Genomic DNA, 17,805 nt, shown 5'->3' with positions numbered 1-17,805 from the left:
TCACCTCACATGCCGAGTTTCTCGAAGATCTTCCCGAGCTTCTCTTCCAGAGTCGCCGCGGTGAATGGCTTCACCACGTAGCCGCTTGCGCCCGCCTGTGCAGCGGCAATAATGTTCTCTTTCTTCGCTTCTGCGGTCACCATCAGCACCGGCAGAGAGGCCATGCCCGCATCCGCGCGGATGGTTTTCAGCAGTTCGAGACCGTCCATGTTCGGCATGTTCCAGTCGGAAATCACAAAACCAAACCCGCCAGCCTGGAGTTTGTTCAGCGCATCCACCCCGTCTTCTGCTTCTTCAACATTGTTGAAGCCCAGCTCTTTCAGCAGGTTGCGCACAATGCGACGCATGGTGGAAAAGTCATCCACAACCAAAAACTTAAGCTCTTTATCCGCCATAAAATAATACTCCTGAGTCAAATACGTATTGCCTGTCCGGCACTGATTTTCGCCAGCATCTGCTGGCTTACCTGGCTAAGATCGACCACTTCGCTTACGCCACCCATATTGATGGCCTCGCGCGGCATGCCGAACACCACACAACTTGCTTCATTCTGCGCAATCGTCCAGGCACCAGCCTGGTGCATCGCAAGCATTCCGGCGGCGCCGTCGTTGCCCATCCCCGTCAGGATCACCCCAACGGCGTTGCGCCCCGCATGTTTCGCCACCGAATGAAACAGCACATCCACCGACGGACGGTGCCGGTTAACCGGCGGCCCGTCATGAATTTTGATTTGATAGTTCGCCCCGCTGCGCGCCAGCTCCATGTGCTTGTCACCCGGGGCGATATAGGCGTGACCCGGCAGCACGCGCTCGCCATCTTCCGCCTCTTTCACGCTGATCTGACACAGCTTATTCAGGCGCTCCGCGAACGAACGGGTAAACCCTGGCGGCATATGTTGCGTAATCAGGATACCCGGGCTTGAGAGCGGCAATGGCTGGAGTACATGGCGAATTGCCTCTGTTCCTCCGGTTGACGCCCCAATGACCAGCAACTTTTCCGAGCTGAGTAACGGCCCTGCCTTCAGGGTTGCCGGAGCTGCCATCGGCTTGTGGGCCGCGAGTTTTGCGCGCGACGCGGTACGGATTTTCTCGGCGATCATCTCGCTGTACGCCAGCATCCCCTCGCGAATGCCGAGCTGCGGCTTGGTGACAAAATCCACCGCCCCCAGCTCCAGCGCGCGCAGGGTGATTTCTGAACCTTTACCGGTCAGAGATGACACCATCACCACCGGCATCGGGCGCAGGCGCATTAATTTTTCCAGGAAATCGATGCCATCCATGCGCGGCATTTCAACATCCAGCGTCAGCACGTCGGGGTTATATTTTTTGATTAAATCCCGCGCGACCAGCGGATCGGGTGCTGTCGCCACCATCTCCATATCGCTGTGGCTATTGATGATTTCGGTCATGATCTGACGCATCAGCGCCGAATCATCGACAGACAATACCCTGATTTTACTCATGCTTTTTCCTTACTCAGCGCATAAACCGTTTGCCCACGCAGGCTAAACTCACGCACGAGGTTGCTGAAGTTTTCCGAGTGCCCGGCAAACAGTAAACCGTCAGGCTTGAGCAACGGAACAAAGCGACGCAGGATGTCCTGCTGCGTCGTTTTATCAAAATAGATCATCACGTTACGGCAAAAAATGGCGTCGAATGGCCCCGGCACGTTGTACTGCTTATCCAGTAAATTAACGGGAGCAAATTCCACGCAGTTCGCCAGCTCCTGGCGTACGCGCACCAGTCCTTCATGCGGGCCGGTACCGCGCATGAAGTAACGCTGTAGCTGCTGAGGAGACAGCGTTTTAAGCTCATCCTGGCGATAAACGCCGTTACGGGCTTTTTCCAGCACTTCGGTATCGATGTCGCTGGCGTACACTTTCCAGCGGCCCGGCGCCATGCCCAGGGTGTCCGCCAGGGTGATGGCCAGCGAGTACGGCTCTTCCCCGGTAGAGGCCGCCGCGCTCCAGACGCGATACTCTCCGCTACGGCGACGGGCGTGTTCCGCCAGCACCGGGAAGTGATGCGCCTCGCGGAAAAACGCGGTCAGGTTGGTGGTTAATGAGTTGATAAATGCCTGCCATTCGGCGCTGTTCTGGTTCGCTTCGAGCATGCTCAGATAGCGGCCAAAATCATCCAGCCCCAGCGTACGCAAGCGCCGCACCAGCCGGTTGTAGACCATGTCTCGCTTATGGTCCGCAAGCACGATCCCCGCACGCTGGTAGATTAACTGACATATCCGACGAAAATGCGCGTCGGACAGCGCGAGGCGCTGTGTCATCTGCAACAATAATGACGTTTGCCCTGAGGGCATGGGTGATGTCATAGCGCCTTCTTAATCACATTCAGGATACAACGGGCACGGCCTGTGACCGTCCGACTTCTGTTACTGCTTCAACGTGCTCTTTCACATTAAATACGGCGACCAACCCGGTAAGGTGATCCGCCTGGTTTGCCAGCTGATCGGTAGCCGCCGCCGCCTCTTCCACCAGTGAGGCGTTCTGCTGCGTAACCTGATCCATCTGTGTAACGGCCTGCGCCACCTGCTCAATACCACGGCGTTGTTCATCAGACGCCGAGGAAATCTCGCCCATAATGTCGTTAACCCGCGTCACGGAGGTGACAATCTCGTGCATGGTCTGCGCGGCGGTATCCACCAGCGCGGAGCCCTGCTGAACGCGGGAGACCGACTCTTCTATCAGCCCTTTGATCTCTTTCGCCGCATTGGCGCTGCGGCTGGCGAGGTTTCGGACTTCACCGGCAACCACCGCGAACCCGCGCCCCTGCTCCCCGGCACGCGCCGCTTCAACGGCCGCGTTAAGCGCCAGAATATTGGTCTGGAACGCGATACCGTCGATGACGCTGATAATGTCGCCAATTTTCTGCGAGCTGGCGGCAATCTCCTGCATCGTGCTGGCGACGTGAGAGGCCTGATCGCCCCCACGTTTCGCCGTCATCGCCGCCTGTTTTGACAAGTCGGACGCCTGACGCGCGTTATCGGCGTTCTGGCTTACCGTCGCGGTCAGCTGCTCCATGCTGGCCGCCGTCTGCGCCAGCGATGCCGCCTGCTGTTCGGTGCGGGATGAGAGATCGTTATTGCCTGCCGCAATCTCGGAGATCCCGGTATGCATGGCGTAACTGCCCTGGCGAACGTTGCTTACCGTTTCCCGCAACGCCCCCTGCATCGCCTTCAGGCTGGCGAAAATCGCTGATATTTCATTCCTGCCATACACGGCCACCGGACGCGCCAGATCGCCCTTCGCCATACTGTCGAAGTGGCTGCTGACGATGGCCAGCGGCTGGACGATCATTTTGCGCGACCACCACAGCGAGCCGCCGGTCAGCAGGGCGGCCAGGATCACCATGGTAAGGAAAATCGCCCCTGACATGCGGTAGCTGGTACGGCTGTCCGCACCGGCACGCGCCACAAACTGGTTAATATCCTGCTGCCAGGCGTTAAAGCTGCCGTCGAACGCCGCCTGAGACGCCTGCACCGGCGCGGTCAGGAAGTCGGAAAGCTGGTTGTTCTCCAGCCACGTCGCCTGATGGTCGAGATCGCCGTACCACACATCAAAGGTCTTTTTCATGGCGACTTTCAGCGCTTTCTCTTTCTCACTGACCGCCTCCTGCGCCGTAAAGGCCTTAAACTGCGCGTCGGCCTGCTTCAGGCTGCTGCGGGCCACGACCATCAGCGCCTTAATATCCTCCGGCGGATAGCTCAGCGCGGTTAACGTCCCTGCTTTGTTCAGCGCAGTGCTTGCCTGCAACAGCACGGCACGCGTTTGTGCCAGTGCGGAGCGCTGCTGATTACTCGTCTCAACTTCCTGCAAATTCTGATAGCCATCGCGAAACGCCCAGAAAGACAACCCGTTACTGCCAACCTGCAAAACCCCACACAGGATCAGAATCAAAAACAGTGTGGTCGAGATACGAATACGATTTAACATCCACGCTCCCATCAAGCGGCAAGCAGCCGCGGTTTAATTGTCAGTCAAAATGTTTCCCAGTTTTCATCTTGTCCGGTCACCGCTGCGCGCGTACGTGTTGTCACGGGCGCCGGGGTTGCTTCGCTGTACGCCGACCGCGAGCTGACCGTATTTGTCGTTTTTGAAGTAAGACGGAACGCCGAGACGGCCATTTTCAGGCGGCTCGCCTGGTCCTCCAGCGCAGCGGCCGCGGCAGCGGACTCCTGCACCAGGGCGGCGTTTTGCTGCGTCACACGATCCATTTCCGATACCGCCAGGGCGACCTGGTCAATACCACGACTCTGCTCATCCGATGCAGAGGCGATTTCACCCATGATGTCCGTCACGCGCGTCACGGCATTCACGATGTCATTCATGGTTTCACCCGCACTTTCCACCAGCACCGAGCCGGTATCCACGCGTGAAACAGAGTCTTCAATCAGGGCTTTGATCTCTTTCGCCGCATTGGCGCTGCGGCTGGCGAGGTTACGCACTTCGCCAGCGACCACGGCAAACCCGCGCCCCTGCTCGCCCGCACGCGCCGCTTCAACGGCCGCGTTCAGCGCCAGGATATTGGTCTGGAAAGCGATGCCGTCGATAACGCTGATGATGTCGGCGATTTTCTTCGAGCTGTCTGCAATGTCATGCATGGTTTTCACCACGCCGTCGACCACCCGCCCTCCGCGCTGGGCGGTGTCGGACGCGCTTTCTGCAAGCTGCGACGCCTGGCGGGCGTTGTCGGCATTCTGCTTCACGGTCGCGGTGAGCTGCTCCATGCTGGCCGCCGTCTCTTCCAGAGCGGATGCCTGCTGTTCGGTACGGGACGAGAGATCGTTGTTGCCCGTCGCGATTTCACTCGTGCCGGTATAGATGGCATCCGCCCCCTCGCGAACGTTGGCGACGGTATCAATCAGCGAACGCTGCATATGGTCGACGCTGGTTGCCAGCTCGGTGATCTCATTGCGGCCAGAAACAGTCAGCGTTTTCGTGAGATCGCCCCGGCCAATATCACGGATATGGGCAATGACGCGGCCAAGCGGGTTAAGCAGGATATGACGAATGCCGTACCACACGGCCACCAGCACGATGACCAGCGCGAGGGCGAGAACCGCCATCTGCCATTTCGCGAAACGGTAGTCGTTCTGGCTTTGCGTGAACGCGGAGTGATAAAGCTCGCCGCTGGCTTTGGCGTACTCGCCGAGCGCCGCGCCGAGGGCGTTCTGCATTCCCTGGGTCGGCTGCGCGAAATAGGCGTCCATATTGCCCTTTTCCAGGAACTGCACCAGCTCCGTGAGGCCGGCGAAGTAGGCCTGATATTTTTCATCTATGTTCGCGCTCGCCTGCGCCATTGCTGGCTGAGGGGCGATTTTTTTGAAGGCGTCGTAATGTTTCGCCGCGTCTGCCAGCGTGGCGCGCGCATTCTTCAGCAGTTCCGTTTTTGCGCTGCTCTGCTGGTTATTTGGGTCCATCATCATGCGGGCAGACGAGCGGCTCAGGTTGATACGCGTCTGCAACATCAGATCCCAGGTCGTGGTCAGTTCGCTTTGCTGCATTCGCAAATCGTTCGAGGCCGCGAAGCTGTCCTGGTTCTGTTTTAACGACGAGAAAAAGAGGCCGCCAGAAGTAAGCTGAAGAAGTGCGAAAATGACCAGCACCATCATAAGCATTGTGACAACGCGGATACGGTTCAACATACAACACCTTCTCATAGATTTATTAACGGTGTTATCGGCACAGGCCACAGGAACTTTACATTTGCGAAAGGGAAAAGCGCGGGAGTCAGAATGCGACGTCGACAATCAGCGTGTCGGTGTAGGTTCCGGCAGGCGGCGTGGCCTGGCTGGTCAGAACTTTGGCGGTGTAGTTGTAGGTACGTAAAAGCCCGTCCGTACTGACCTGCGATGAGCTGGCGCTGGCCCAGCGCTCGCTGCCGCTGCTACCCCAGCGGTTGCTGGTCGCCTCTTTGTAGATGTCGTAACTCATGAAGTTGCTGCCGCTGACCATACGACGCACGTTGTTCAGGGCATTTGCCCCATTATTAATGCCTATGGTGTAGGTGCTGCCTTTGGTGCAGGTGACGGCAACCGACTGTGAAACGGTGGGAAAATTTTGCACCAGCGGCGCGCTGTTAAAATTCACGTCCGGCGTGGTCATGGTGCTGCAATCGTTGGTGACGGTCATGTTGAGGAGGATCGAGGTGGTTGCCGTACCGGTTTGCGGGGTCAGGCACGCTCCGACCGCGCCAACGGCGCACACGTTGTAGTTAATACTGAACGTTAACAACACCTGATACGGCCCGGCGGTGACGTTCTGCCCCATTACGGTCCGGAAATAAAGGGGAATGTTGTAGCGCCTTGAACCCAGCAGCCCGAGCAGCGTGTTTCCGCTCCAGGTATAGGCTTTGCTGATTTGTATTTCACTGTTTCCGCCGCAGCCGGACGCCCCGCACAGCCGCGCAGGGATGACATCGGTAATAGCCGCGTTGTCCGTACGCTTCATGGTCGCCCGGCTATTCGCGAAGACGGATGCCGAGGTGTAATTCAGCGTCACCGAGTCGTTGGTTAACAGGTTGAGAACGGTATCGCAGGTCACCACCAGCGTGCCCGTCGTTTCCACTTCCCCGGTGCCGCTGAGTGCGAACGAGGTGACGCTGCCAAACGAGGCATTCACCGTACTGACGGTACAGGCCGCCCAGCTGCCGCCGGAGCACAGCAGCAGGAGCGCGATTAACAGGCGTCTCACGGCGCCTCCCGACAGGTCAGCGGACCGTAGGTTTGCAGCTTATGTGCAGGGTTTGCGCCAACGGTCAGCGTTGCCGTACAGCGTTTACCCTCCGGGGTGATGACCTCGAGCGGATTCACGTCGTTGAGGTTTTCCAGCCAGGCGAGGCCGTCGTAGCCGACAACCGCGCTGCTGCGCGACGCGCGTCTGACCTGGCTTCCTACCGGGATCGCATTGCCCTGCGCATCGTGCAGGATCACGCTGGCAACCCGCTCCTGCTCCATCGGAAAATCCACCAGATAACCGTTATGCCGACGAATCGCCACCCGACGCTCGGTCTCTTTCAGCCGGGTATCCGCGGGTAAGTTCAGGGTATCGATGCGGTAACTTGCCGGGTAATAGGCCGAAACGCCGCTCACCAGCAGATAGCCTTTGTTATTGGTTTTTCCGACCGGCTGGTTTTCGTAGCTGACGGGAACATCCGGATGACCGTCGGTGCTGATCACCACAAACGCATCGTTGATTTTGTTCGCCGCAAACAGTTCACCGTCCATCAGCACGACAGAACCCATCGCCTCGCCCCACCAGGTCATCATGCCCTTCTCACCATAGCCGCCGCCCTGTAGCTCCACGTTGTTATTCCGCCAGCCGAGCGTGGCCTGCTGATAGTTACTCGACCGCGACTGGTTGGCCCAGGCCATGTTCCAGCTAAAGCCGCCGTCTGAAGGCATCGAGTGGTTGTAGTTAATGCGTTGAGTGCTGCCTGCGTCAGGGGTGTTTTCAAAGGTGACGGCGGCGCTGTCACGTTCGCCGAGGGGAACCTGCAACGACAGCGCAACCGTCCAGTCGCCCCGCTGCTGGTCACGGCTGGCAGCCAGATAAATACTGCTTGAGCCCCACAGATTACGGCTCCAGGAGAGGTTGAGCAGCTCAGTTTTCTGGCTGTCAAAACTCTCAACGCCGATCCACGCCGCGCCGATATTGCCGTATCCGCCGAGGTTAAAGGTTAAAGAATACTGGTCGGTATTGCGGCTCAGGCTGGCAACGGGGTTATCATTTTCATCATAAACGGTGGGCTGATCGTACAGGGCGAGATTGCCAAAACCACGATCACGTCGGGTATGCTGGGTCGCTACGCTAAACTCGCTGGTGTTGTATTGATAGCCCCAGTTTATCTGGCCGCCGCTATCGCCGCGCATGCGGCTTTGGGTCCACGAGGTATTTACCACGCCAAAACGCCCGAGCTTCAGTACCGTGCCCGCGCCGCCAAGCGCCAGCGACTCCGCCCCTTCCGCATGCCCCTCCAGCGTCAGCCAGTCGGTCACCCCGTAGCGGTACGATCCGCTGCCCGCCGCCGGGCCATAGTCAAAATTCTCAATACCGTAGTTACGCCGCAGGCTGCCCAGCGTCACGGCGCCGTCGCTTAACCCCTGCTTAAGCAGATCGCTGCTGACATAAAACGGCAGCGTGGTACTCACCTGACGACCCAGCGCATCAGTGGTAACCAGTACTGCATCGCCAGCACCGTTGATATACGGCAGATTGGTGAGGGTAAACGGCCCCGGCTGAAGGCGGGTGGAGCCGGAACGGTAGCCATTAATAAAGAGATCGACCGAGGTCGGGACAGCCGCCTCGCCGGAAAACGCCGGCAGCGGCCAGGTCACCAGATCCGGACGCAGGGAGAAGTCGCGCCCGTAGCTGATCCCGCCCATGCGCACGCTGGTGCTCCAGCTCAGCGCATCGCTGATGACGTCCCCGGCGGACCAGGTGGTGGCATCCTCTTCGTTGGTGATCAGTAAGGTAGAGTCATAACGCACGTACCCTTCCTGCTGCCCGCTGTTACCGGTGAAATTCTGCCGGGCGTAACCCGTCGATGAAAATGAATAATCCTCATTGAAATAGCGGAACTCGTGCCAGACCGATGCCTGACCGCCCGTGTGTTCGGAATGGTTGGTATAAACGTCGTAATTGAGCAGCGCGCCGCGGCCATAGTGCGGCTTGCTTTGCATGCTCTGTTCGCTGAACGGCGTGATCCGCGCCGCGACCCAGTCCCGGGGGACCGTCAGCAACAGGCGCTGGGCCGTACTGTCGTACTCTGCGTGTACCGACGTAAGCGTCGAGAGATTCACCTCTCCGGCTGGCACATGCGCGGGCGGCAGCCCGGCGCGGAGCAAATCCGCGCCCGAAATAAACCAGGCTCCCTCGCGCTGCGTCACCGGCACCACCAGACCCGTGTCATAGTGGTTCAGCACCAGGACGAGCTGAAATACTGCTTCGCCGTTCATCGTCCGTGCATCCGGCGGCGGCGGTAAACTGTCGTCGCCGGTTTCGGCAAAGGCGCTGGTACTGACGCAAAGCAGGATCATCATCGCCGGTTTCAGTTGACGGGCGTCGATTGCCATTGCGTATCCCTGGCATTAATTTGCGCGCTCATCCGGTTCGGCTGATAAATCCCTGCCGGAAGCGGCCAGCTTCGGGTGCTGCCTGGCAGCACATAACCCAACAGCCCCTCGGCAACCGTGCGTTTTTGCCCGCCCTGCTCAACCGTAACCTGGCTGAGCCGGACGTGCACATCCCCCTGATTACGGACCTGAAGCGCGGGTTTCCCCCCTTCCTGAACGACCCGCCAGCTCAGCTGTTGAGTATTCGCCAGCGCGTGGTGCGCCCCTTCGTTGAGGGTGGGGATCCCCTGCCCATAAACAAATAAGGGAATGGAATAGCGCATTTGCAGTTTGAGGCCCATGGACGGTTCCGCTTTGGCATCCGGCTGGGGAATTTCATCCACAATAATGCGGTAGGCCTGCTCAACCCCCGACGGGATTGTCCCCTGCTTGATCAGGCGAATAAGCTGTTTACTGCCTTTGGCGATGGTCACGATCGGCGGGCTGGCGACCACATCCTGCTGGGCGGTGTAACGCTCATATCCTCCCTCCTGCTTCCAGCGCACAATACGCACCTGCATTGTCGTGGCGCTGTTGCCCTGATTCTGGATCCACAATTCAGTTGCTCTGGCCTCTGCCGAAAGCCACGGATCGATGGGCCACAAAAGAATGGTTGCCGCTGCCTGCGCCTGGCTCGCTGCCAGAGCCGTTGCCCCCAACAGACCCACCAGGCCTGATCGCCTGAAAAATGGCTTCATCGATGTTCTCCCTTTCCTACCATGACAAGGTCACGGTGAGTTGATCTGAATATGTTCCCGGCAGGCTAAACCCCGTCAGGAGCGCGACGCCAAAAAGAGGCAGCGCGATGTTATTGCTGTTGGTATAGGTAATCGGTATGGCCTGGTTAACCCCAATTTCGCTGTTCGCCGCCAGAGAGCTGCTGCTGTAAAGCCGGTAACCAACAACTTCGGTCCCACCTGAACGCGTCATCCGTCGCACCGAGCTGTAATTCTGGCCGCCGTCAATGCTCATGCTCAGCGCCACGCCCGGCGTGCAGGCGATGGACAACGCACCGTCGGCGACAAAGCTGGTGCTGACCGGCGTGTTGTCCACGCCGTTACGGGTTCCAAAATCCAGCGTCCCAAAGCGCCCGCCCGTGCCGGTACTCACCGAGCACCCTGGTACTACCGTCGCGCTCACCCTGAAGGACTGGGAGGTCACCGCTCTGGCGTCGCAGTTCATCATCAGCCCGACGATCAGGGCCAAAAAAGGTTGCACGACGCCCTCTGCGCTTTCGCGCAGACATAAACACAATGCCTTCATGGCTGAATCAGTAGGTGACGCTGACGTTAATCGTGTCGGTATAGGTTCCCGGTACAACCGTTACGCTATTGCCACCGCCCGTTATGCGTCCGTAGAGGGTATAGCTGTCCACCCCGCCCGCCGTGGAGGCAACGGGCAACGCGGCGTTGTTAGCGATCACGTTGTTGTACCCGCTGTCGCTATAGAGGCTGTATGCCACGCCCTGTGCCGCATTGGCAGTGTTCACCAGATAGCGGGCGGGTGTGCCGGGGGTGCCGACAACGGTTCCGGGTGCGGTCGCGTTGGTGTTGCCGGTGATCGCCACCGTGTAACTGGCAGTGGTACATTGAATGGTAAAGGTGTTTCCGCCGCTGGCCCCGGTTAACTGGGTTGACAGGGTGGAGAATGTCGCAGGATGGGTCCCGAAATCGAGTGTCCCGAAGTTAATGCCGTTTTGCGTTGGCGAGCCGTTGATCAAACAACCGTTCGTCAGCGTCAGCGTCGCCCCGATAGTACCGCTACTGGTGACTGCCAGCGCCTGACCGACAGTCGCCGCCGTCAGCAGTGTACCCGCGCAGATAAAAAGAAGTGTTCTTTTCATTTACCACCCTCCAGAAGAAATAATGGTCCGCTTACCCTATTTTATTCATACTGTTCAGTATGTTAGCCCCGCTTAAACATTCCCCGGCGCGGTTACTGAGAATTTAGTTTATGGTTCACGCTTCAACCACTTTCAGCGAAGGTGAGACACCCGCCCTCCAATTAACAGGCTATTAACAAACATTACAAAGAGTTAGCAAAATAAAACGGGCATTATATTTGCTTAATTTGAGGATATATCGCCTGTAACGTGATCCGCGTCACAATATATCGTCATCATAAAAACAACGAATTTCATAAAAATTAAAAACAAGTTGTAACTCACGCAGCTTTACTTCAATTTATGCCCCGAATATTTTCCTGCGCTTAAATAAAAATTTTGTATGCATTGACGCAGGAAACTCTTTTAGCGCATAGAGGATCTTTTTGTGGCAAGTGCAAACAAACTCACGCTCTTCATCGTGATTTTCATGCTGGCGGGCATTCTTTCAGGTGCGGCAATCCATGAGTATGCTTCGCCCGACGCGATACAGGCCTGGTCGGAGAACATCACCCTGCTGACCGATATTTTCCTGCGGCTGATTAAGATGGTGATTGCCCCGCTGGTGTTCAGCACCCTGACGGTGGGCATTATGAAGCTGGGTGAAACGTCGACGATTGGGCGCGTCGGGGGTAAAGCGATGGTGTGGTTTATCAGCTCATCCGTACTTTCCATTCTGGTGGGGCTGTTTATTGTTACCCTTGAACAACCCGGCAGCGGTCTGAACCTGAGCATTCCGACAGAGACGGTTGATACCGGCCTGGCCGTTAGCGGGATGTCGCTGAAAGCCTTCCTGTCACACACTATTCCAACCAGCATTGCCGGCGCGATGGCGAACAATGAGATCCTGCAAATTGTGGTCTTCTCGATGTTCTTCGGCATCGGCGGCGCGTCATTAGGTCAAAAATTCAACGCCCCGCTGGTGGCGGCGCTGGATGTGGTCTCCCACATTATGCTGAAAGTGACGGGCTATGTGATGTACGTTGCGCCGCTGGCCATTTTTGCCGCGATTTCGTCCGTGATTGCCACTCAGGGTCTGGGCATTTTGCTGAACTATGCCTCGTTCATTGGCGGTTACTATGTGGCGATCCTTCTGACCTGTCTGGTATTGCTGGCGGTAGGTTACATGGTACTGAAAAAAGAGATTTTCCGTCTGGTGGCGATGCTGAAAGATCCGGTGCTGGTCGCGTTTACCACCAGCAGCTCAGAAGCGGCATACCCGAAAACGCTGGAGCAGTTAGCGCGCTTCGGCTGTTCACGTAATATCGCCTCTTTCGTCCTGCCGATCGGCTACTCGTTTAACCTGGTCGGCTCCATGGTGTACTGCTCGTTCGCCTCGATGTTTATCGCCCAGGCATACAACATTCACCTGAGTTTCACCGAGGTGACGGTGCTAATGTTAACGTTGATGCTGGCCTCGAAAGGGATTGCGGGCGTACCGCGCTCGTCGCTGGTGGTGCTGGCGGCAACTATTCCGAGCTTTAACATTCCGGTGGCCGGGATCTTGCTGCTGATGGGGATTGACCATTTCCTGGATATGGGACGATCGGCCATTAACGTGCTGGGGAACGGGATTGCGACGGCGATGCTGTCGCAGAATGAAGGGGCGCGGGAAGCGGAATCAGCGCTGGTGGAGCAGGAGGCGTAAGGTTACAAAAGAGCCGGGTGGCGCTGACGCTTACCCGGCCTACGTGTTCGAGCCATTTGTAGGCCGGGTAAGGCGAAGCCGCCACCCGGCTTTATTTTATGCCACGTGATTCGCCGCAATATCCAGCAGCGCCATCTCTTCGCTGTTCAGCAGCTTCTCAATATTCACCAGAATCAGCATACGCTCGCCGAGCGCACCCAGCCCCGTCAGGTATTCCGTCGACAGCGTGACCGCAAACTCCGGCGCAGGACGGATTTGATCGGCGGTCAGCGACAGCACATCAGACACGCCATCCACCACGATCCCCACCACGCGCTGCCCCAGATTCAGGACGATCACCACCGTGTTATCGTTGTACTCCACATCGCCCTGGCTAAACTTCACGCGCAGGTCCACGATAGGCACAATCACACCGCGCAGGTTGGTCACACCCTTGATAAACGCTGGCGTGTTCGCAATGCGCGTTACCTGGTCGTAACCGCGAATTTCCTGCACTTTCAGGATGTCGATACCGTACTCTTCATCCCCTAAAGTGAAAACCAGGAATTCCTGTCCAGATGGCTCGCCCGCCAGTTTCGTTACGTTACTCATACCGGTCATGTTATTACCTTTTACTTAATCAGGCGGCTGTGTTCGCCACACGTTGTTCACGATTTAATCCCTGAAGTGCCGATACATCGACGATCAGCGCGACGCTACCATCACCCAGGATGGTGGCAGCAGAGATCCCCGGCACTTTGCGGTAGTTACTTTCCAGGTTCTTAACCACCACCTGATGCTGACCAATCAGCTGATCGACCAGCAGCGCGTAGCGGCGTCCGGCGCTTTGCAGGATCACAACGATACCCTGCGTGGCCTCGGTTTTTGCCCCGTCCACTTCAAACACTTTCCACAGTTCCACCAGCGGCAGGTACTCGCCGCGCACTTCGAGCACGCGCTCGCCGCCCGCCAGCGGATGCAGATCTTCTTCACGCGGCTGGAGGGACTCCATCACCGCGTTCAGCGGCAGAATAAAGACTTCGTCCGCCACTTTAACGGACATGCCGTCAAGAATGGCCAGCGTCAGCGGCAACAGGATACGAATCGTGGTGCCCGCGCCCTGCTTAGACTGGATCTCAACGTGACCGCCCATCTCCTGAATGTTACGTTTCACCACGTCCATGCCCACGCCGCGGCCGGAAACGTCGGTGACCTGCTCTGCGGTTGAGAAGCCCGGGGCAAAAATCAGCATGCCCACTTCTTCGTCGGTCATGTTTTCGTTAACCGCCATTCCCTGCGAAATCGCCTTCGCCAGAATGCGCTCGCGGTTCAGGCCGGCGCCATCATCGGTCACTTCGATGCAGATGTTGCCGCCCTGATGTTCCGCTGACAGGATCAGGTTGCCCACGGGCGATTTTCCAGCTGCTACGCGGTTTTCCGGCAGCTCGATGCCGTGGTCGAGGCTGTTACGCACCAGGTGCGTTAACGGATCGATAATGCGTTCAATCAGGCTCTTGTCCAGCTCGGTGGAGCTGCCCATCAGCGTGAGTTCGATCTGTTTGTTGAGCTTGCCGGCCAGGTCGCGCACCAGGCGCGGGAAGCGGCTGAAGACATATTCCATCGGCATCATGCGGATGGACATCACCGATTCCTGTAAATCGCGGGCGTTACGTTGTAACTGGCCCATGCTGGTGATGAGATCGCCATGGGTCACCGGGTCCAGCTCGTTGGAGCGCTGGGCCAGCATCGACTGGGTGATGACCAGTTCACCCACCAGGTTGATCAGCTGATCCACTTTCTCCACCGCCACGCGAATGCTCGTGGACTCGCTGGAACGCGCCGCCGGTTTTTCACCGCGGGCCGGAGCGGCCGTCTCTTTTGGCACGGCTTTCAGGGCCGGGGCAGCGGCAACTACCGCAGGGGTATTCTCTGCCGGAGCAGGCGCTTCAACGGCCGCCGCCTCGGTTTCAAACGCAATCTGATCCGCTTCAATCACGAAGCAGAGCACCGCCACGATGTCATCCTGGCCAATCCCATCGTCAAGCGTCGCGGCCAGGCTGTCTTTGCCCTTCACCACGTTGCTGAGCGTCGCCAGGTTCCCCAGCTCCTCTTCCAGCAGGTTGACCTCGTTCTCCTTCAGACGTGACAGCACCACGCGCAGTTTTCCTGCGGGCGCGTCAGGCGCCGTATCGGGTTCGGCCACGGCGTCAACAACGCTCAGTTTTGCCGCAGGGACAGCGGGCGCAGACGCCTCACCTTTGGCTTCCAGCGCTAACTGACGCAGCGCGTTGCAGATGTATTCAAAGCTGGCGGCATCAGGCTCTGCCGAACTTTTATAGGCGTCGAGCTGTTCCTGCATAATATCTTTCGTTTCCAAAAACAGGTTGATAATGTCGGTATTGAGCTGCATCTCACCGCGTCGTGCTTCATCCAGCAGGTTTTCCATTAAATGGGTGGTTTCCTGCAAAATGGTAAATCCAAACGTTCCGGCACCGCCTTTAATGGAATGCGCCGCACGGAAGATGGCATTGAGCTGTTCTGAGTCCGGTGCCTCGGGCACCAGATCCAGCAAATGTTGCTCCATATCGGCCAACAATTCGTCGGCTTCATCAAAAAATGTCTGGTAAAAATCGGTAATATCCATGCTCACGCTATCACCTCGGATTGGCTGGTGGCGATGTTGGAACGGCAGCCGAAGGGACGGCCCCAGGCTGTTTTAAATCGTCCAGTGACTCATTCTGACTTTCGGCGTTTTCATGCAGGATGGCCTGCTCCGCCTGCTGGTTCAGCACTAAAAGACTGATACGACGGTTGATGGCGTCATCCGGTCCGCGGTCGGTAAGGCGCATGGTTGCAGCCATGCCGACCACGCGCAGGACCTTGCCATCATCAAGCCCACCCGCCACCAGCTCGCGACGCGAGGCGTTGGCGCGATCGGCAGAAAGCTCCCAGTTGCTGTATCCTTTCTCTCCCGTGGCGTACGGGAAATCATCCGTGTGTCCGGACAGGCTAATGCGGTTTGGAATACCGTTCAGCACCGGTGCAATCGCACGCAGAATATCGCGCATGTAGGGCTCCACGTCGGCGCTGCCGGTTTTAAACATAGGCCGGTTCTGGCTGTCGATGATCTGAATACGCAGCCCTTCCTGTACCAGGTCAATTTTCAGATGCGGACGCAGCGCGCGCAGCTTAGGGTCCGCTTCAATCAGCTGATCCAGGTCACCGCGCAGTTTTTTCAGGCGAGCCTGCTCCATCCTTTTTTTCAGCTCGTCGATGTTAGGCTGTTTTTTCACTTCGCCCTGCTGCTGGGTATAATCGTCACCGCCGCCGGGGATCGGGCTGTCGCTGTTAGAAATGCGCGGCCCGCCGGTAACCGCCGTCGCCAGCGGCGTTCTGAAATATTCCGCAATCTGAATAAGCTCTTTCGGGCTGGAGATGGAGATTAGCCACATCACCAGAAAGAAGGCCATCATGGCGGTCATAAAGTCGGCGTACGCGATCTTCCAGGAGCCGTGAGAACCGTGCCCGTGCCCCTTATGCTTGCGCTTTTTTACGATGACGATCGGATGGGACTGGTTTTTCATGCGTCCTCAGTTGTCGTCTGTTGGTTAGGGTTTTTCACCGCGCGCACGTGCTCTTCCAGTTCGATAAACGACGGACGTTCGCTGGAGTAAAGCGTCTTACGACCAAATTCGACGGCAATCGGTGGCGCATAGCCGTTGAGGTTTGAGAGCAGCGTAATTTTCACGCACTGCATCATTTTGGTGGTTTCGGCGCTCTTCTGGCGCAGCACGCTCGCCAGCGGGGAGATAAAGCCGTAGGCCAGTAAAATACCGAGGAACGTCCCCACCATCGCGTGGGCAATCAGCGCCCCCAGTTCAGCCGCCGGGCGATCCGCCGAGGCCAGGGCATGAACGACGCCCATGACCGCCGCCACGATGCCGAACGCCGGAAGCGAGTCGCCCACCAGCGCCAGGCTGTTGGCCGGTACTTCGGACTCGCTCTCGTGGGTTTCGATCTCTTCGTCCATCAGGGCTTCAATTTCGAAGGTGTTCATGTTGCCGCTGATGATCAGTCGCAGGTAATCGACGATAAAATCGAGCATCATCGCGTCGGCCAGAATACGCGGGTAGCTGGCGAAAATTTCGCTCTCTTTCGGGTTTTCGATGTCCCGCTCCAGCGAGAACATCCCCTGCTGACGTGACTTCGCCATCAGGCGATAGAGCAGCGCCAGCAGATCCATATACATGCTTTTGGTGTATTTCGAGCGACGAAACAGCAGCGGAATCGCCTTCAGCGTGCCCTTGATCGATTTGCCGTTGTTACCAACGATAAAAGCCCCTACCCCTGCACCGCCGATGATGACAAGTTCAGCCGGTTGATAGAGTGCTCCAAGGTGCCCGCCGGTCATCATGTAACCGCCGAAAACTGTACCGAGAACTACCAGGTAACCTAATAAGATAAGCACGACATCATCCTTCCGCTAGTGACTATGGCAGGACGTTCATTTCGAGCGCATGACCTGAACGCAGGGTAAAAAAAAGCAGCGGTAATCGCTTACCGCTGCTGGAATCTTGCCCACAGGTTCGGGTTAAACAGCGTGTTCGATCTGTTCATCCAGCAGTTGTGGAATAATATCGGCAGCATCCCGGGAAAGTTTACGTCTTTTTACGGCTCGGGATGGAGGCTGGCACAAACTACAGGCGAAGCTGCCCGCAGGCTGGTGCGCGTGGGTAATGAAATTGCCGTCACAGCAGTTGCAGCGGGACAATTCAAGCATTCCGCTTTCAACAAAACGCACCAGCGTCCAGGCGCGGGTCAGCGCCAGCAGGGGTCCCTCTTCCTGCTGCGGGCATTGCTCAAGGTAAAGTTTGTAGGCTTTGATCACGGCATCAACGCCGCTGCATAAGCCCGTTTTAAGCAGGTACTGCCAGGCGTTACAGAACATGGAAGCATGAATGTTCTGCTCCCAGGTCATGAACCAGTCAGTCGAAAACGGCAGCATGCCTTTTGGCGGCGGGCTACCACGCAATTCTTTGTACAGCTTGATCAGACGACCACGGCTCAGCTGCGTCTCGCTTTCCAGCATTTGTAAACGCGCACCGAGCGTGATGAGTTCCATTGCCAGCTGGATATCACGGGCTTCCTGAACAATGCTTTTTTCGCTCAT

The 17,805-nt window shown here is 57.5% G+C and carries 16 protein-coding genes; 1 reads left to right on the top strand and 15 read right to left on the bottom strand.

Features of this window, described 5'->3' with window-relative positions; translation table 11 throughout:
* Positions 1–5: 5 nt before the first annotated feature.
* The 10 genes from cheY to IPZ49_RS06245 form a co-directional block, all read right to left on the bottom strand.
* The gene (gene cheY / locus IPZ49_RS06290; protein WP_000763862.1) at positions 6–395 is read right to left on the bottom strand and encodes a chemotaxis response regulator CheY; all 390 of its coding nucleotides are present in this window, start codon (positions 393–395) and stop codon (positions 6–8) included.
* Between the two features lie 17 nt (positions 396–412).
* A complete protein-coding gene (locus IPZ49_RS06285; RefSeq protein ID WP_014884341.1) occupies positions 413–1,462 on the bottom strand; it encodes a chemotaxis response regulator protein-glutamate methylesterase in 1,050 nt (349 codons plus the stop codon).
* A complete protein-coding gene (gene cheR, locus IPZ49_RS06280; RefSeq protein ID WP_017384409.1) occupies positions 1,459–2,325 on the bottom strand; it encodes a protein-glutamate O-methyltransferase CheR in 867 nt (288 codons plus the stop codon). Before cheR ends, IPZ49_RS06285 begins: the two co-directional genes overlap by 4 nt.
* A 19-nt stretch (positions 2,326–2,344) precedes the next feature.
* Positions 2,345–3,946 carry a methyl-accepting chemotaxis protein IV gene (gene tap / locus IPZ49_RS06275; protein WP_063932734.1) on the bottom strand — a complete coding sequence of 534 codons (1,602 nt, stop codon included), beginning with the start codon at positions 3,944–3,946 and terminating at the stop codon, positions 2,345–2,347.
* A gap of 44 nt (positions 3,947–3,990) precedes the next feature.
* Positions 3,991–5,658, bottom strand: coding sequence for a methyl-accepting chemotaxis protein II (tar, locus tag IPZ49_RS06270; protein ID WP_047057158.1), 1,668 nt, complete (start codon positions 5,656–5,658; stop codon positions 3,991–3,993).
* Positions 5,659–5,743: 85 nt separating this feature from the next.
* The gene (locus IPZ49_RS06265; protein ID WP_017384412.1) at positions 5,744–6,706 is read right to left on the bottom strand and encodes a spore coat U domain-containing protein; all 963 of its coding nucleotides are present in this window, start codon (positions 6,704–6,706) and stop codon (positions 5,744–5,746) included.
* The gene (locus IPZ49_RS06260) at positions 6,703–9,087 is read right to left on the bottom strand and encodes a fimbria/pilus outer membrane usher protein (RefSeq protein ID WP_033486796.1); all 2,385 of its coding nucleotides are present in this window, start codon (positions 9,085–9,087) and stop codon (positions 6,703–6,705) included. The genes IPZ49_RS06265 and IPZ49_RS06260 overlap by 4 nt, the downstream gene beginning before the upstream one ends.
* Positions 9,063–9,824 carry a molecular chaperone gene (locus IPZ49_RS06255; RefSeq protein WP_032671661.1) on the bottom strand — a complete coding sequence of 254 codons (762 nt, stop codon included), beginning with the start codon at positions 9,822–9,824 and terminating at the stop codon, positions 9,063–9,065. The genes IPZ49_RS06260 and IPZ49_RS06255 overlap by 25 nt, the downstream gene beginning before the upstream one ends.
* Before the next feature lie 16 nt (positions 9,825–9,840).
* Positions 9,841–10,389, bottom strand: coding sequence for a spore coat U domain-containing protein (locus IPZ49_RS06250; protein ID WP_033486795.1), 549 nt, complete (start codon positions 10,387–10,389; stop codon positions 9,841–9,843).
* A 7-nt stretch (positions 10,390–10,396) separates the two neighbouring features.
* Positions 10,397–10,969 carry a spore coat protein U domain-containing protein gene (locus tag IPZ49_RS06245; protein WP_058686686.1) on the bottom strand — a complete coding sequence of 191 codons (573 nt, stop codon included), beginning with the start codon at positions 10,967–10,969 and terminating at the stop codon, positions 10,397–10,399.
* 427 nt (positions 10,970–11,396) lie between these two features.
* Between IPZ49_RS06245 and IPZ49_RS06240 the strand changes: the two genes are divergently transcribed.
* The gene (locus IPZ49_RS06240) at positions 11,397–12,656 is read left to right on the top strand and encodes a dicarboxylate/amino acid:cation symporter (protein WP_017384415.1); all 1,260 of its coding nucleotides are present in this window, start codon (positions 11,397–11,399) and stop codon (positions 12,654–12,656) included.
* A 96-nt stretch (positions 12,657–12,752) separates the two neighbouring features.
* On the opposite strand, the gene cheW is transcribed toward IPZ49_RS06240, so the two are convergent.
* From cheW to flhC, 5 genes are all read right to left on the bottom strand, one after another.
* Positions 12,753–13,256: a chemotaxis protein CheW gene (cheW, locus tag IPZ49_RS06235; RefSeq protein WP_003859699.1), complete on the bottom strand. Its 504-nt coding sequence runs from the start codon at positions 13,254–13,256 to the stop codon at positions 12,753–12,755.
* A gap of 19 nt (positions 13,257–13,275) precedes the next feature.
* Positions 13,276–15,285: a chemotaxis protein CheA gene (gene cheA / locus IPZ49_RS06230; RefSeq protein WP_032669618.1), complete on the bottom strand. Its 2,010-nt coding sequence runs from the start codon at positions 15,283–15,285 to the stop codon at positions 13,276–13,278.
* 4 nt (positions 15,286–15,289) lie between these two features.
* The gene (gene motB, locus IPZ49_RS06225; RefSeq protein WP_003859697.1) at positions 15,290–16,219 is read right to left on the bottom strand and encodes a flagellar motor protein MotB; all 930 of its coding nucleotides are present in this window, start codon (positions 16,217–16,219) and stop codon (positions 15,290–15,292) included.
* A complete protein-coding gene (gene motA, locus IPZ49_RS06220) occupies positions 16,216–17,103 on the bottom strand; it encodes a flagellar motor stator protein MotA (RefSeq protein WP_003859696.1) in 888 nt (295 codons plus the stop codon). Before motA ends, motB begins: the two co-directional genes overlap by 4 nt.
* 123 nt (positions 17,104–17,226) lie before the next feature.
* Positions 17,227–17,805, bottom strand: a complete 579-nt coding sequence (gene flhC, locus IPZ49_RS06215) for a flagellar transcriptional regulator FlhC (protein ID WP_003859695.1) — start codon at positions 17,803–17,805, stop codon at positions 17,227–17,229.

Origin of the sequence: Enterobacter cloacae complex sp. S2, assembly GCF_015159675.1 — a bacterium.
GTDB classification, from domain to species: Bacteria; Pseudomonadota; Gammaproteobacteria; order Enterobacterales; family Enterobacteriaceae; genus Enterobacter; species Enterobacter intestinihominis.
Note: the sequence above shows the minus strand (reverse complement) of the source record. Positions and strands in the feature narration are given on the sequence as shown.